Here is a 15,494-nt window from a genome sequence, read left to right on the forward strand (position 1 = left end):
ATCCACTCACTTAAACATTAACAAGATATGGCAAAGAAAGTAGTTGCAACCCTGAAAACCGGTAAAGGTAAAGAATACTCAAAAGTAATTACCATGGTTAAATCACCTAAAACCGGCGCTTATTCATTCAAAGAGCTAATTGTACATAACGATCACGTTAAAGATGCAATTGACGAAGCTAAAGCTCAGTAATTAGCCCGTTAAATTAGTATATAGAAGCCGTCTTGTTTTGCAAGAGGGCTTTTTTTATATACCAGAAAGCACGCAGCTATGGTATATTTTATCATTCGATATTCATAATTAAACGTTCGGGGTTAACAAAATCTTCTGACTTAAAGGGTTAGGGGCATTTTACTTATATTTGCACCGTAGAATAGCTTAAGCATCTGCACATCACTCTATATGGGATTATTCGATTTTTTTAAGAAAAAAGAAAGTACACCGCAGCAACAGGAGGCACTTGATACCGGCCTGGAGAAAACCAAAGACAACTTTTTTTCAAAAATCACCAAAGTTATTGCCGGTAAGTCAACCGTTGATGATGATGTACTGGATGACTTGGAAGAAGTGCTGGTTACCTCGGACGTGGGTGTTACCACTACGCTTAAAATTATTGAACGTATACAAGCCCGTGTAGCCCGGGATAAATATGTGAGCACTTCTGAGCTTAACAATTTATTACGTGACGAAGTACAGCAGCTGCTGGCTGAAAATAACAGTAACGATTTTCAGAATTTTGAATACGGTAACCATAAGCCTTATGTGATTATGGTAGTTGGCGTAAATGGTGTAGGCAAAACCACCACTATTGGCAAACTGGCTCATCAGCTTAAACAAGCAGGCAGCAAAGTGGTACTGGGCGCTGCAGATACCTTTAGGGCAGCGGCGGTTGACCAGATACAGCTTTGGGGCGACCGTGTAGGCGTACGCGTGGTAGCGCAGGCTATGGGGTCAGATCCGGCTTCGGTAGCGTATGATACCCTGCGTTCGGCTGTTTCTAACAACGAGGATGTAGCCATTATTGATACCGCCGGCCGTTTACATAATAAGGTAGGCTTAATGAACGAGCTTACCAAGATTAAAAACGTGATGCAAAAGGTAATTCCGGGTGCCCCGCACGAAATTTTGCTGGTGCTGGATGCCTCAACAGGTCAAAACGCCATTGAGCAATGTAAGCAGTTTACCGAGGCTACGGCCGTAAATGCGCTGGCATTAACCAAACTGGATGGTACCGCTAAAGGCGGTGTAGTAATTGGCATATCCGACCAATTTAAAATCCCGGTTAAATATATTGGTGTAGGCGAAGGCATGAACGACTTGCAACTCTTTGATCGTAAAGGTTTTGTAGATAGTTTATTTAAAAAGTAATCGTTTGTTATTGATTACTTTGATTAGGGGGAATATTAATTAAGTTATTTATACATAGGCTCCAAGCTCTCTTATTTGGTTGCCGTGATGCAGTGAAGACGATAAGCGCATAAATGAATACAAAGACAATAAAACAGCCGGTACAGATTACGAAACCACGCGTTAACGTAGTTACTTTAGGCTGCTCTAAAAATATATACGATTCGGAAGTTTTGATGGGCCAGCTTAAAGGGCAAGCCTTTGATGTGGTACACGAAGCCGAAAATGTTGGTCAGAATGACATTATCGTCATCAACACATGTGGCTTTATTGACAATGCCAAGCAGGAATCTATTGATACCATTTTACAGTATAGCGAACTTAAGGAGCAAGGCAAAGTAGGTAAAGTTATTGTCACCGGCTGCTTGTCCGAACGTTACAAGCCTGAATTAGAAGCCGAGATTACTAATGTTGACGGCTATTTTGGCACCAACGATTTGCAAAACGTTTTACAAAGTATTGGCGCTAATTACAAATACGAATTATTAGGTGAGCGTTTGCTTACTACCCCATCGCATTTTGCTTATTTTAAAATAGCTGAAGGCTGTAACCGCCCATGCTCTTTCTGCGCTATACCTTTAATGAGGGGCAAACATTCCAGCACTCCGATGGAGCAGCTGGTAGCGCAGGCCAAAAGCTTGGCTAAACAAGGCACCCGCGAACTGATATTAATTGCCCAGGATTTAACTTATTACGGCTTGGATTTATACGGAAAGCGTAACCTGGATGAGTTACTACGCCGCTTAAGCGATGTAGAAGGCATTGAATGGATACGCTTACAGTATGCTTACCCATCTGGCTTCCCGATGGAAATACTGGATGCCATGAACGAGCGCAGTAATATTTGCAAGTACCTGGATATGCCGTTACAACACATCAGCGATAACATGCTGAAATCTATGCGTCGCGGTATCACCAAGCAAAAAACCATTGATTTGGTGAACAGCATACGTGATAAGGTACCCGGCATTGCATTGCGTACCACCTTAATTACCGGCTACCCCGGCGAAACGGTGCAAGATTTTGAGGATATGTACAACTGGGTAGAGGCTACCCGCTTTGACCGCCTCGGCTGTTTCACCTACTCGCACGAAGAGAAAACGCATGCGCATACGCTGGTTGACGACGTGCCTGAAGAAACAAAACAAGACCGTGTAGATGCCATTATGGAACTGCAACAAGGCATTTCTTATGAAAAAAACCAGGAAAAAGTTGGCCATACCTATAAAGTACTGATTGATAAAATTGATAACGGTTACCTCACTGGTCGTACGGAGTTTGACTCGCCCGAGGTAGACAACGAAGTTTTAATTGACGCTACCCAACAATATGCTACTGTAGGCAGTTTTGTTAACGTAAAGGTTGATAATGCTGAGGACTTTGATCTTTATGGACAAATTGTAAAATAACGTATGCAAACCGGGGCATTTTAAATAATGCTTCTACTTTTGAAGCCATGGACGCTACCTGTATCGATTATCAACAAACCGGCTATTTTTCTAGAACGTTAACCGACTATTTAGACGATGTGCCCGAGCTGAAATCATTTTACAGCTACCGCCCTACCCTTAAAGGTTTTGCCGGGCTTTTAGAAAACAAAACGGTTACCGCTAACCGAAGCTTATTAGCGCAGGTGCTTACCGAGCAATACAGCAAGCCGGGTAATCCCGAAATGCCGCACCTGAGCACAGTGCAAGCTAATATTGATTTGCTGAAGGATGATAATACGTTTACCATAACCACCGGACATCAACTTAACGTTTTTACCGGCCCGCTGTACTTTTTATATAAGATTGTAACTGCTATTAAGTTATGCCGTCAGCTCGAAGCTGGTTTCCCGGATAAAAAATTTGTACCGGTGTATTGGATGGCGTCAGAAGACCATGATTTTGCCGAGATTAACTACACCAACATCGGTCAAAAAAAAATACAATGGAATGAGGCGGTGAGCGGCGCAACAGGTCGGTTAGCCATTAAAACATTCCGCGAGTGCCTTAACCAGTATAAAGGTATTTTGGGCCTGGATAACCATGCACCCGAACTTGCTCAAATAGTAGGGACGGCTTATGGCTCGCATAAAACACTGGCCGATGCTACCCGCTATTTGGTTAACGCTTTATTTGGGCAGTATGGTTTAATAGTTATTGATGCCGATGACAGCAGGTTAAAACAAGAGTTTGCAGGCGTTATTAAACGGGATATTATAGAACAAAACAGCTATAAGCATATCATGGCCAGCAGTGAGTTACTGCAAAATCTGGGTGTGCATACACAAGTTAATCCACGCGAGATTAACTTTTTTTACCTGACCGACAACTTGCGCGAACGCATTGTGCAGGAAGGCGAACATTTTGAAGTACTCAATTCGAACATTCGCTTCACTAACCAGGAACTCGAAAAAGAAATTGACGAACACCCAGACCGCTTTAGCCCCAATGTGGTGATGCGCCCCATGTATCAGGAGTACATTCTGCCTAACCTGGCGTATATTGGTGGCGGTGCAGAGATAGTTTACTGGCTGCAGCTCAAAGCAAACTTTGATTTTTATGGCATTGATTTCCCGGTTTTAATTTTGCGGAACTCGGGCTTGGTTATCCGCAAAGAAACTTCTGCCAAAGTGCAAAAAATGGGACTGGTTGCAGCGCAATTATTTGAAGATGCTGACAACTTAAAAAATGAGTGGGTTAGAAAACACACTCAACACGATTTGTCGCTTAAAGAAGAATGGCGCGAACTGCAGTGCATTTTTGAAAAGTTAAAGTTGCGTGCACACAAAATTGACCCCACTTTAGGCCCATCTGCCAGCGCGGTGCAGGCCCGATTAAAACACGCCATCAATAACCTCGAAACTAAGCTAATAAAAGCCGAAAAGCGTAATTACGAAACACACTTACGCCAAATTGAAGCTATCAAACAGGAGATATTTCCGAAAAACAGCTTGCAGGAGCGCAGCGAAAACTTTGGCCTGTTTTACGTAAAATGGGGACAAGTTTTTATTGATGAATTAATCCGCCTGTTTAACCCACTCGAGTTTAAATTTACAGTACTGTCAGAATAGTACACTGTACATATTAGTTGAAGCGTGGCAAGATAAGCACTGGCTGGTTGCTATAATCATTACAATAGCATAGTTTTACCATCTATGCAAAATGTCTTTCCTGAAGTTACTTTACGGAAGTTTACCCACGATGTTTTTATCGCCATAGGCTGCACCGAGGAACATGCCCAACTGGCAACCGATGTATTACTAAAATCGGATTTGCGTGGTATTGACTCTCATGGTGTAGCCCGACTCAGCGGGTATGTACGCCTTTGGGAAAAGCAGCGCATCAATGCCACGCCTAACATCCAGATAGTGCACGAAACCCCCACTACGGCAACGGTAGATGGCGATGCCGGGCTTGGGCTGGTGGTTGCTCCATTTGCCATGCAAGTGGCTATCACAAAAGCTCAAACGTATGGCTCGGGCTGGGTATCAGTGCGCAACTCCAACCACTTTGGCATTGCCGGCTACCACGCCTTAATGGCTGTAGAACAGGATATGATAGGTTTTGCCATGACCAACGCCAGCCCATTGGTAGCCCCTACCTTTGCAAACGAACGTTTGTTAGGTACTAATCCTATGTGCTATGCCTTTCCCACCGGTAAATATCCGCCACTCATTGTTGACATGGCCACCTCTGCAGCGGCCAATGGCAAGCTCGAAATTGCCCAACGGTCCGGCAAAGCGGTTCCCGAAGGCTGGATACAGGATGCAACCGGTCAATATACAACAGACCCACACGCGCTTAAAACAGGTGGCGCTTTATTGCCCCTGGGTAGCGACCGCGAACATGGAAGCCATAAGGGCTTTGGCTTAAGCGCTACCGTAGATATTTTATCAGGCGTATTATCTGGCGCTAACTATGGCCCTTGGGTACCACCTTTTGTGGCATTTATGGAGCCATCGTCTAATCCGCCCGGGCAGGGTATCGGTCACTTTTTAGGAGCTATGCGGGTAGATGGCTTCCGACCGGCCGATAATTTTAAAGCCAACTTGGATAACTGGATTGAACGGTTTAAATCTGCTGACACGATAAACGAGACACAAAAAGTAATCATCCCCGGCGAACCTGAACTGGAAGCCGAACAAGACAGGAAAGCTAACGGTATACCGCTGGTACAAGCCGTAGTTGATGACCTGAACACATTAGCCGACAGGTTCGGAATTCAAAAGCTACAAGGTAAATAAGATTACCTTATGCAGTTTACCTAATCACTTAAACGAAAAAAGTCCGGTAAGTTAACTTGAACTTACCGGACTTTTCTATTATTAAACTATGCCTTACAGCGACAGGATATCCACAATCCGCAGCAAGTTGGCATCTACTTCGGTATTATGCTTAATAGCATTTTCAAAAGGGGTGTACGAAATCTGATGATTAATAATGCCTATCATTTCGTGGCTATGCCCGTTTAATAAAGCCTCTACAGCAGCTACACCTACCCGGCTAGCCAATACACGATCCATACAGGTTGGATGACCACCGCGCTGCATGTGTCCTAACACAGAAACACGGGTATCATAGTTCGGGTATTTTTCTTTAACTAAACGGCCAATTTCAAAAGCGCCTCCAGCCTCGTCGCCTTCAGCTACAATTAAAATCTTAGATGATTTATCCCGGCGGCCTTGATCCAAACGCTGGTAAAGTGCTTCCAGGTTAGTTTTAGTTTCCGGGATCAGGATAGCTTCAGCTCCTGATGCGATACCGGTACGCAAAGCAATCAGGCCAGAATCGCGGCCCATCACCTCTACAATAAATAAACGGTCGTGCGACTCGGCTGTATCACGAATTTTATCTACGGCTTCAACCACGGTATTGATGGCAGTATCATAACCAATGGTAAAATCAGTTCCCTGCAAGTCGTTATCAATAGTACCCGGTAAACCTACAATCGGAATACCAAACTCATTACTGAATATTTTTGCACCGGTAAAAGTACCATCGCCGCCAATGCCTACCAAAGCATCAACGCCATAACGCTTTAGTTGCTTGTAAGCCTGCTGACGACCTTCGGGAGTACGAAACTCCTCGCTGCGTGCTGTTTTAAGGATAGTACCGCCACGTTGTACAATGTTGGCTACCGACCTGCGATCCATCGGGAATAAATCACCGCTGATCATGCCTGCGTAACCACGGCGAATACCCGTAACTTCCAGGTTATAATATAAAGCTGTACGTACTACAGCCCGTATTGCCGAATTCATACCAGGCGAGTCACCACCGGATGTATAAACCCCTATATTTTTAATTTCTGCCATTGTTTTTCTCATAAGCGGCCTTGCCGCTATCTAAAAATTCAATATAATTATTAACGTCGTACTTAGCGCCTTGCGGAGGCACCAGCACATCGCCTTTTGTATTTACAATAACGTAATACGGCTGCGAATTTACGTTAAATTTCGAAGCTTCATAATCGCTCCACTTATTACCCAAAGTTTTCACCTTTTTACCACTGAATTTAGATATGTATTGCTCGGCAGCGGGCAATTCCATCTTTTCATCTACATAAAGCTCCAGCAATACAAAATCGTTGGCTAAACGTTTATGTACTTCAGGATCGGCCCAAACATCCACCTCCATTTTACGGCAGTTAGGGCAATTCCACCCGGTAAAGTCAATTAACACCGGTTTATTTAATTCTTTTGATACCTGCAATGCCTGCTCATAGTCATACCATTCATCCAGTCCTTTATGTTTACCGCGTGTAAACAGGCTTTCGTATTTCTTTTCTTTAATAGACGTGGCCTGTGCTTTTTCTGCCGGACCGCTAACCATAAGGTTGGTTAAGTCAAAATCTTGCGTGGCCGGAGGCGGCAAAAACCCGCTAATGGATTTAAGCGGTGCGCCCCACAAGCCAGGTATCATATACATAACAAAGGCAAATACAATAATAGCTAAAAAGGTACGCGGTACCGAAACATAAGGCAGATCGCTATCGTGCGAAAACTTAATTTTACCAATCAGATATAGGCCCAATAAAAATCCTAGTGCAATCCAGATAGAAAGGAAGATTTCGCGGTCAAACCAGTTCCAGTGGTAGGCCAAGTCAACGTTTGATAAAAACTTAAGCGCAAAACCCAGTTCCAAAAACCCTAAAACCACCTTTACACTATTTAACCATCCACCCGATTTAGGTAACGATTTTAAAGCCGATGGAAACAAGGCAAACAAAGTAAACGGAACCGCCAGCGCCATTGAGAAACCCAGCATACCTAAGGCAGGTGCTAAACGCTCGCCTTTAGAAGCTGCCTCTACCAGTAACGTGCCAATGATTGGCCCAGTACATGAAAACGATACGACAACCAGCGTAGCGGCCATAAAAAACAGGCCGGCCAAACCGCCTTTGTCCGAATTTTCGTCGAGCTTGTTAGCCAACGAACTAGGTAATGTTAATTCGAAGGCACCCAAAAACGACGCTCCAAACACAATCAGCATCAAGAAAAAGAAAATATTAAATATACCGTTGGTAGCTAATGAATTTAAGGCATCAGAGCCAAAAAACAAGGTAATCAGCAAACCTAATGATACATAAATCACAATGATAGATACACCATAAATGATAGAATGCATAATACCCTTACTACGCGAACCAGCCTTTTTCGTAAAAAAGCTAACAGTTAATGGCAGTAACGGATAAATACAAGGCATCACTAACGCGGCAAAACCGCCCAGTAAACCAGCAACAAAAATTTGCCAAAGCGTTTTCGGCTTCTCGGTTTCTTTTACGCCAACAGCACCGGCCGCTTTAATAGCGGTTGGTGCTGTTGCTTTATTTACGGTAGTATCGGGTTTAGCCGGTGTTATATCGGTAAATTCGATATCGGCTGTTGAAATAGTATCTGCCTGCTTAACAGTATTGGCTAAAGCTTGAACAGGTTTAAACAGCGTTAAACCTACAAACAAGCTAAATAAAATTACTATCGCCGTACGGCTGTATCTTGATGTCATTACTGGGCGCCCCTATTTATTTTACCGGAATACTAAATTCAACTTCGTCCGGCGGCAGGCATTTATGATCGTTACAGGTCATAAACTCCAGCTTTCCTTTCACCACGTAAGGTCCGGCACCTTTCAGTTTAACTTTTTGCTGAAAAACTACCGAGTTTTCGAAATAACCTACGTTCATTTTAAAGCTGCTTTCGTATTTGGTAATTGGCTTCGGCTCAGCCACCTTGCCTATCAAAGTGTAGTTTTTGCCTGGGCTAAAAGTAAACTTGGTAGGTTGCGGCCCGCCGTCTTTTAAATTTTGAGAATAGATATGCCAGCCTTCATCAACAGTAGCCTTAACCAATATCACAGCTTCGGTGCTGCTTACTTTCTTTCCGGCATAGCTCCATTTTACCGGATCTTCAATCTGAGCAAAACTTGCGGCTGCGAAAAACACCGCTACTAACGTCAATAGTATTCTTTTCATGGAAGGGGTTATTGTTTGTTTAAAAATTCTATTTCTTTTAAGTTGTACGTATGCACATGCCCGCTGTGCATTACCAGCAAGCGTCCGACAGCATCCGTGCCTTTAATTATACCTTCAAAAACCTGCTGGTGGGCTTTAAAATGATGTGTCTCATCAAGCCAGTACAATACCTCTCTATAAGCATTTTGTATCTGACTCACCTCGCCGTTCTTAAGTTTAATATACCAACGTTCAATGTGGCTGCAAATTTGAAGCAATATATACTTTATATCATAATCTGTTTGTAAGATTTGCTTCAGCGATATGGCATTAGGCACCCAATCCGGAAAAGACGCCTGGTTGATGTTAAGCCCTATACCAATAACGGAACTTTTTATTTTCTCACCCTGTACCTGGTTCTCAATTAAAACGCCACCTAACTTTTTATCTCCAATATAAACATCGTTGGGCCATTTCATTTTTAGCCGGGTGCCTACTAACGGTTGCAGCGCGCTATAAATACCGATGCTTATCGCACTGGTAAGTAAAAACTGGTCTTTGAGCAGCAAAAAGGCAGGATAAAGCACTATACTAAACGTCAGACTTTCATTTTTAACACTATACCATTTACTTTGCTGCTGCCCGCGGCCAGCCACCTGATCTTCTGCCATAATGACCGTTCCTTCGGGCACTGGCTCAGATTTTGTAAGCATTAGTTTAAGAAAAGTATTTGTAGAGTCAACTTCTTTCAGGGTTACAAAATTTTGTCCAACAAATAGTCCCGAAAAAACGTTATTTTGCAAAGTATTATAAATCTAAGTAATAAGAATTACATTCAAATCGTTCAAAATTAAAGGTTTTTAATGGTAAAAAACAAAGCATTAAATGAATCCACTTATATTTCTGAATTAGCGATTCACGGTATTCAGGAAAAAAAAGGGAATGACATTGTCAGATTAGACCTAAGAAATATAAAAAGCTCCGTATCCGATTATTTTGTGATCTGCCATGCAGACTCCAGCACGCAGGTGCGAGCCATTGCTAACAGTATAGAAGATGAAATTTTTAAGGCTACCCAAACAGACCCATGGCGCAAAGAAGGCCTGGAGCATGGGGAGTGGATACTGCTGGATTATATTGACGTAGTAATACACGTATTTAAAACAGATAAAAGAGAATATTACGGCGTTGAAGATTTGTGGGGCGATGCCGAGATAAAGTACTATAAAAGCGCCTAACCATCAGCTTTTACCCCTAAAACTAATTTAAATTGATGGTGATGTTTGAGCTCAGAACAAGATGAAAGATAATAATAAAGCTGATAGACCAAAAAATTTCCGACGGATACCGAACAGGAGAATAACCCCGAAACCTCCCCGCTTTAACTTCATGTGGCTTTATGCTATCGTGATTTTGGCGTTACTGGTGGTGCCATATATTTTAAATGGCAGCGGTGGTAAAAAAATAGATTTTAGAGATTTTGAAGCCATGCTGCAACGTGGCGACGTTGAGCGTATAGTGGCTTACAAAGATGGCGACCGTGCTGTTGCTGAGGTTTACATCAAAAACGACAGTTTAAAAGCTAAGCAGGAATATGCCGAGTTTAAAGATAAGCGCTCATTTAACATGAGCTCGTCAAGCCCGCAGTTCTGGTTTACTGATGCTTCTTTCGACAGCATGAAACAGTCAGTTCTAAATTCTGAAAAGGACATGCCTGAGGCAGCTAAAGTGCCTATTCAATTTGAGCAGCGCGAAAGTTTACTGTCAAACTGGCTGGTACAAGGCATCATTATGCTGGTGTTGTTTGCCGGTTTATGGTTATTCATCATGCGTCGCATGTCGGGCGGTGCCGGCGGTGGCCCTGGTGGTCAGATCTTTAATATCGGCAAATCAAAAGCTACGCTGTTTGATAAAGAGTCGCAGGTTAACGTAACCTTTAACGATGTTGCAGGTTTGCAGGAAGCCAAAGAGGAGGTGATGGAAATTGTAGATTTCCTGAAAAATCCCAAAAAATATACTAACCTGGGTGGTAAAATACCTAAAGGTGCGCTGTTGGTAGGTTCGCCGGGTACTGGTAAAACCCTGATGGCTAAAGCCGTAGCCGGTGAGGCACAGGTACCTTTCTTCTCCCTGTCAGGTTCGGATTTTGTGGAGATGTTTGTGGGCGTAGGTGCATCACGGGTGCGCGACTTGTTTAAACAAGCCAAAGATAAAGCGCCGTGTATTATTTTTATTGACGAGATTGATGCTATTGGCCGGGCCCGTGGTAAAAACAATATTGTAGGTGGTAACGACGAGCGCGAAAATACACTAAACCAGTTACTGGTTGAAATGGATGGTTTTGGTACCGACTCTGGTATCATTATCCTCGCAGCTACTAACCGCCCGGATGTATTAGACTCTGCTTTAATGCGCCCCGGACGTTTTGACCGCCAGATATCGATTGATAAGCCCGATTTGATTGGCCGTGAGCAAATCTTTAAAGTGCATTTAGGCCCGTTAAAACTGGCTGAAGGTGTAGATGCGAAAAAACTTTCGGCACAAACACCTGGTTTTGCCGGTGCCGAAATTGCCAACGTTTGTAACGAAGCAGCTTTGATTGCTGCCCGCCGTGACAAAGTAGCTGTTGATATGCAAGACTTTCAGGATGCGATTGACCGTGTAATTGGTGGTTTAGAGAAGAAAAACAAGATCATCTCTCCTGAAGAAAAACGCATTGTGGCTTACCACGAAGCAGGTCACGCTATTGCAGGCTGGTTTTTGGAGCATGCCGATCCGCTGGTTAAAGTATCTATTGTACCTCGTGGTGTAGCTGCTTTAGGTTATGCACAGTATTTACCAAGAGAGCAGTTCTTACACACTACCGAGCAATTGATGGACGAGATGGTAGTATCTATGGGCGGCCGTGTAGCTGAAGACATTGTGTTTGGTCGTATCTCAACCGGTGCTTTGAGCGATTTAGAACGCATTACTAAATTAGCTTACGCCATGGTTAAAATTTATGGTATGAACAACAAGGTAGGTAACCTGTCATTTTATGACCCGCAAGGCGAATACCAGTTTAACAAACCATACTCAGATACTACTGCAGAACTGATTGATGCTGAGGTACGTGGCTTAATTGACGGTGTGTATCAACGCACCAAAGAATTATTGAACGAGAAACGCAGTGGTTTAGAGCTGTTGGCTTCTAAACTACTGGAGAAAGAAGTATTGTTCCAATCTGATCTGGAAGAATTGTTAGGCAAACGTCCGTTTGACAGCCGCACCACTTATGATAAATTTGTGAATGGTGAAGCTGCTTTAAACCCGGATGCAGACAACAATGCCATTCCGGAAAGCGTTACTAACCCAGAGACTGCCCGCATAGAAGGCAGCAAAAATTAATAGTTAATTACTTTTTATATCTTTAAAGCCACTACCTAAAGTAGTGGCTTTTTTTCGTATGAAGGACAACACTACGCCTAAAGAGAGAATGTTGAAGAAAGTGCGCAAGGCATTATTGGAGCGCCGTGATAATCCCTACCCTAATCTGGAAGATCAGCCCCTGTATGAGCAGCCGGCCGATGACGAAATGCTGGAAGTAATATTTGCAGAAGAGTTTATTGCAGCAGCCGGGCAATTTATGTTTTGTGAAGATGAAATACAGTTTATAGAATCGTTGCTTAACCTGGCCGAAGAGCGCAACTGGCATAAGATTTACTGTTGGGAACCTCAGCTGCAACAAATCCTCGACCTGTATGGATATCCTTTTTATGAAACTGATAAAGATTTTGATCAGGCCGAAGTTGGTTTTACTTTGTGTGATGCCTTGGTAGCGCGCAATGGCAGTATTATGATAACTAATGCGGGCATGGCCGGCCGTCGGCTAAGCATTTACCCATCTGTACATATAGTGCTGGCTTATACCTCGCAATTGGTGCTGGATTTGAAAGACGGGTTTAAATTGATAAACGAAAAATACAGCCGCCGCCTGCCAAGCATGATTACTACCATTACCGGCCCAAGCCGTACCGCAGACATTGAGAAAACATTAGTGTTAGGGGCACATGGGCCAAAGGAGTTGTTTGTGTTTTTACTGGATGGATAAACCATTTACTTAATTACCAGCCATTTTTAACTTTATCGCTTCCGAACAATAAGCGTTCGCTTTTGATACATAATAAAGTATGACAATACTATAACTATCTCAATATAAACCTTATACACAACGGCACTGTATTAGCAACCGCTGCTATATAATGTGGTGTTATGTTCAAAATATATCTTAAAACCGCCTGGCGAAGCTTAGTAAAACAAAAAGCTGTTTCGGCTATCCACTTAGCTGGCCTCTCGGTAGGCATTGCCGTTACCTTATTACTGGGCCTTTGGGTTTGGGACGAACTGAGTTTTAACAAATCATTTAAAAATTACGACCACATTGCCCAGGTTGAGCAAAACGTCAATAACAATGGCGAGGTGCAAACCTGGTCGCCTACCCCCTATCCATTAGCGGCCGAGCTCCGCAAAACCTACGGCAGCGATTTTAAACATGTGGTACTCTCTACGGGTACAGGCAAGCATCTCCTTTTAGTAGGTGATAAAAAACTCAGACTACCGGGTATGTTTATAGAAGCCGATGGCCCTATGATGTTTAGCCTGCACCTATTGCAAGGAGACATTAACGCATTACAGGATCCCTCATCTGTTTTAATTTCGGCATCAGCGGCTAAAGCCTATTTTGGCAATAGCAATTCCCTGCAAAAAATCATTAAAATTGATAACCAAGTTGATGTTAAAGTGGCCGGTGTGTTTGATGACCTGCCCAACAATACCAGCTTTGCCGGTTTAGCTTTTATGGCCAGTTGGCAAATCTATTTTAACAATACCGATTGGATCAAAAATACTCCGGAGCCATGGCGACCTAATGCTTTTACCACTTGGGTACAATTAGCTGATAATGCAGATATTGACCAGGTATCGCATAAAATAAAGGATGCCAAAATGCGAAACCTGAGTGGCGCACTTGTTAAGCAAAAGCCAGTTTTGTTTTTACACCCTATGGCCAAATGGCATTTGTACGAAGATTTTAAAAACGGGATCAACACCGGCGGTAGCATACAATACGTAAGGATGTTCAGCATCATCGGCATTTTTGTTTTGCTGTTGGCTTGCATTAATTTTATGAACTTAAGCACCGCCCGCTCTGAAAAGCGTGCACGCGAAGTGGGCGTACGTAAAGCCATCGGCTCAGCCAGGCAACAGCTCATTTTGCAATTTTATACAGAGTCGGCATTGTTTGTAATGCTGGCCTTTGTACTGGCTTTAATATGGGTATTAATGGGCCTACCACTTTTTAATCAGCTTGCCGAAAAGCAGATTACCCTACCCTGGCAACAACCGTTATTTTGGTTAACCTGCTTAGCACTGTCTGCGCTTATTGCATTGGTAGCAGGCAGTTACCCGGCTTTATATCTGTCGTCTTTTAAACCTGTTAAAGTGCTTAAGGGGGCGTTTAAGGCCGATTTGCTTTCTGCCGCACCCCGCAAAGTATTAGTGGTAGTACAATTTAGTGTATCGGTGATTCTTATTATTGGTACCGTAGTGGTGTTTAAACAAATCCAGTATGCTAAAAACAGGCCCATTGGTTATGATAACAACAGCTTAGTTTCTATTCCCGCATCGGCCGCCGTACAGCAGCATTTTGATGTAATTGAAAGCGAGCTGCTTAACAAACATGCCATTTCGGCCATGAGTTTAGCCGGTGCCCCGCCTACCGAAATATATTCGACCAGTAGTGGCTTTGTATGGCCGGGTAAAGACCCTGATATGAATATTGATTTCCAGACTAATGATGTAAGCTTAGATTACGGCCAAACTATTGGCTGGGAGTTTGTAGCCGGGCGAGATTTCAGCAAGAAGTTCGCCACCGATTCAACCGCTGCCATCGTCAACGAAACTGCGGTTAAGTTTATGGGCTTAGAAAATCCGGTTGGCCAAACCATTACGGCAGATGGTACACCTATTCATATCATTGGCGTAATAAAAGATATGGTGATACAGTCACCTTTCGAACCTATTAAGCCTACCATTTACGGCTTATCGGCCAATCCCGGCGGTGTGGTATTGCTTAAGCTTAATCCCAACGTTGATGCAACCTCATCACTCAAACAGATTGAAAGTATTTTTAAAACCTACAACCCGACCGGCTTATTTGAATACCAATTTGTAGATGACCAGTACGCCCAAAAATTCAGCAGCGGTCAGCGTATTGGCAAATTGTCTTTCTTTTTTGCGGCACTGGCTATTTTTATCAGTTGCTTGGGCATGTTTGGTATGGCTACCTTTATGGCCGAGCAGCGCTTTAAAGAAATAGGGATACGCAAGGTTTTAGGAGCATCAGTAGCACAGGTATGGCTGTTATTGTCTAAAGAATTTATTGTTATTGCTGTAATTGCCTTGGTAATAGCCAGCCCCATTGCTTACTATGTAATGCACCAATGGCTGCAAAACTTCTATTATCGCTCGGCTATATCCTGGTGGATATTCGCGATAGCAGGTATCAGTATCACACTGATTACCTTGGTTACAGTGAGTTATCAATCTATTCAGGCGGCTTTAGCCAACCCGGTGAAAACACTTAAAAACGAATAGGTGCTTTTTTTAAAAAG

At 43.2% G+C, this 15,494-nt stretch carries 13 protein-coding genes; 9 read left to right on the forward strand and 4 right to left on the reverse strand.

The window, feature by feature from the left end:
- Positions 1-27: 27 nt before the first annotated feature.
- From AAGR14_RS19660 to AAGR14_RS19680, 5 genes are all read left to right on the forward strand, one after another.
- Entirely contained in the window at positions 28-192 is a 165-nt protein-coding gene (locus tag AAGR14_RS19660) for a DUF4295 domain-containing protein (protein WP_342645948.1), read from the forward strand.
- Positions 193-402: 210 nt separating this feature from the next.
- Positions 403-1,368: a signal recognition particle-docking protein FtsY gene (gene ftsY / locus AAGR14_RS19665; protein ID WP_342645949.1), complete on the forward strand. Its 966-nt coding sequence runs from the start codon at positions 403-405 to the stop codon at positions 1,366-1,368.
- Between the two features lie 113 nt (positions 1,369-1,481).
- Entirely contained in the window at positions 1,482-2,816 is a 1,335-nt protein-coding gene (rimO, locus tag AAGR14_RS19670; protein WP_342645950.1) for a 30S ribosomal protein S12 methylthiotransferase RimO, read from the forward strand.
- Between the two features lie 47 nt (positions 2,817-2,863).
- Positions 2,864-4,465, forward strand: coding sequence for a bacillithiol biosynthesis cysteine-adding enzyme BshC (gene bshC / locus AAGR14_RS19675; RefSeq protein ID WP_342645951.1), 1,602 nt, complete (start codon positions 2,864-2,866; stop codon positions 4,463-4,465).
- Positions 4,466-4,549: 84 nt separating this feature from the next.
- Positions 4,550-5,638, forward strand: coding sequence for an Ldh family oxidoreductase (locus tag AAGR14_RS19680; RefSeq protein ID WP_342645952.1), 1,089 nt, complete (start codon positions 4,550-4,552; stop codon positions 5,636-5,638).
- Between the two features lie 93 nt (positions 5,639-5,731).
- Here AAGR14_RS19680 and pfkA read toward each other — a convergent pair whose 3' ends face one another.
- The 4 genes from pfkA to AAGR14_RS19700 are packed head-to-tail and all read right to left on the reverse strand — an operon-like array spanning position 5,732 to position 9,647.
- A complete protein-coding gene (pfkA, locus tag AAGR14_RS19685) occupies positions 5,732-6,709 on the reverse strand; it encodes a 6-phosphofructokinase (RefSeq protein ID WP_342645953.1) in 978 nt (325 codons plus the stop codon).
- A complete protein-coding gene (locus tag AAGR14_RS19690; protein WP_342645954.1) occupies positions 6,696-8,399 on the reverse strand; it encodes a cytochrome c biogenesis protein CcdA in 1,704 nt (567 codons plus the stop codon). The genes pfkA and AAGR14_RS19690 overlap by 14 nt, the downstream gene beginning before the upstream one ends.
- A gap of 16 nt (positions 8,400-8,415) precedes the next feature.
- Positions 8,416-8,865, reverse strand: a complete 450-nt coding sequence (locus AAGR14_RS19695) for a protein-disulfide reductase DsbD N-terminal domain-containing protein (RefSeq protein ID WP_342645955.1) — start codon at positions 8,863-8,865, stop codon at positions 8,416-8,418.
- 8 nt (positions 8,866-8,873) lie between these two features.
- Entirely contained in the window at positions 8,874-9,647 is a 774-nt protein-coding gene (locus AAGR14_RS19700; protein ID WP_342645956.1) for a biotin--[acetyl-CoA-carboxylase] ligase, read from the reverse strand.
- A 60-nt stretch (positions 9,648-9,707) separates the two neighbouring features.
- On the opposite strand from AAGR14_RS19700, the gene rsfS reads away from it, so the two are divergent.
- The 4 genes from rsfS (at position 9,708) to AAGR14_RS19720 (ending at position 15,477) form a co-directional block, all read left to right on the forward strand.
- Positions 9,708-10,082, forward strand: coding sequence for a ribosome silencing factor (rsfS, locus tag AAGR14_RS19705; RefSeq protein WP_342645957.1), 375 nt, complete (start codon positions 9,708-9,710; stop codon positions 10,080-10,082).
- Positions 10,083-10,143: 61 nt separating this feature from the next.
- Complete coding sequence (gene ftsH / locus AAGR14_RS19710; RefSeq protein ID WP_342645958.1) at positions 10,144-12,231, forward strand: ATP-dependent zinc metalloprotease FtsH; 2,088 nt, start codon at positions 10,144-10,146, stop codon at positions 12,229-12,231.
- A gap of 58 nt (positions 12,232-12,289) precedes the next feature.
- A complete protein-coding gene (locus tag AAGR14_RS19715) occupies positions 12,290-12,934 on the forward strand; it encodes a lactate utilization protein (protein WP_342648710.1) in 645 nt (214 codons plus the stop codon).
- Positions 12,935-13,095: 161 nt separating this feature from the next.
- Complete coding sequence (locus AAGR14_RS19720; RefSeq protein ID WP_342645959.1) at positions 13,096-15,477, forward strand: ABC transporter permease; 2,382 nt, start codon at positions 13,096-13,098, stop codon at positions 15,475-15,477.
- Positions 15,478-15,494: the final 17 nt, after the last annotated feature.

The sequence above is a fragment of the Mucilaginibacter sp. CSA2-8R genome (genome assembly GCF_038806765.1).
In the GTDB taxonomy this organism is placed as follows: Bacteria; Bacteroidota; Bacteroidia; order Sphingobacteriales; family Sphingobacteriaceae; genus Mucilaginibacter.

Bases quoted from the DNA above. Each gene is read 5' to 3' on its own strand.
- AAGR14_RS19660 (WP_342645948.1), top strand. From the start codon at position 28: ATGGCAAAGAAAGTAGTTGCAACCCTGAAAACCGGTAAAGGTAAAGAA.
- AAGR14_RS19715 (WP_342648710.1), top strand. From the start codon at position 12,290: ATGAAGGACAACACTACGCCTAAAGAGAGAATGTTGAAGAAAGTGCGC.
- AAGR14_RS19680 (WP_342645952.1), top strand. From the start codon at position 4,550: ATGCAAAATGTCTTTCCTGAAGTTACTTTACGGAAGTTTACCCACGAT.
- rsfS (WP_342645957.1), top strand. From the start codon at position 9,708: ATGGTAAAAAACAAAGCATTAAATGAATCCACTTATATTTCTGAATTA.
- pfkA (WP_342645953.1), bottom strand. From the start codon at position 6,709: ATGGCAGAAATTAAAAATATAGGGGTTTATACATCCGGTGGTGACTCG.
- rimO (WP_342645950.1), top strand. From the start codon at position 1,482: ATGAATACAAAGACAATAAAACAGCCGGTACAGATTACGAAACCACGC.
- bshC (WP_342645951.1), top strand. From the start codon at position 2,864: ATGGACGCTACCTGTATCGATTATCAACAAACCGGCTATTTTTCTAGA.
- AAGR14_RS19695 (WP_342645955.1), bottom strand. From the start codon at position 8,865: ATGAAAAGAATACTATTGACGTTAGTAGCGGTGTTTTTCGCAGCCGCA.
- ftsY (WP_342645949.1), top strand. From the start codon at position 403: ATGGGATTATTCGATTTTTTTAAGAAAAAAGAAAGTACACCGCAGCAA.
- AAGR14_RS19690 (WP_342645954.1), bottom strand. From the start codon at position 8,399: ATGACATCAAGATACAGCCGTACGGCGATAGTAATTTTATTTAGCTTG.
- AAGR14_RS19720 (WP_342645959.1), top strand. From the start codon at position 13,096: ATGTTCAAAATATATCTTAAAACCGCCTGGCGAAGCTTAGTAAAACAA.
- ftsH (WP_342645958.1), top strand. From the start codon at position 10,144: ATGAAAGATAATAATAAAGCTGATAGACCAAAAAATTTCCGACGGATA.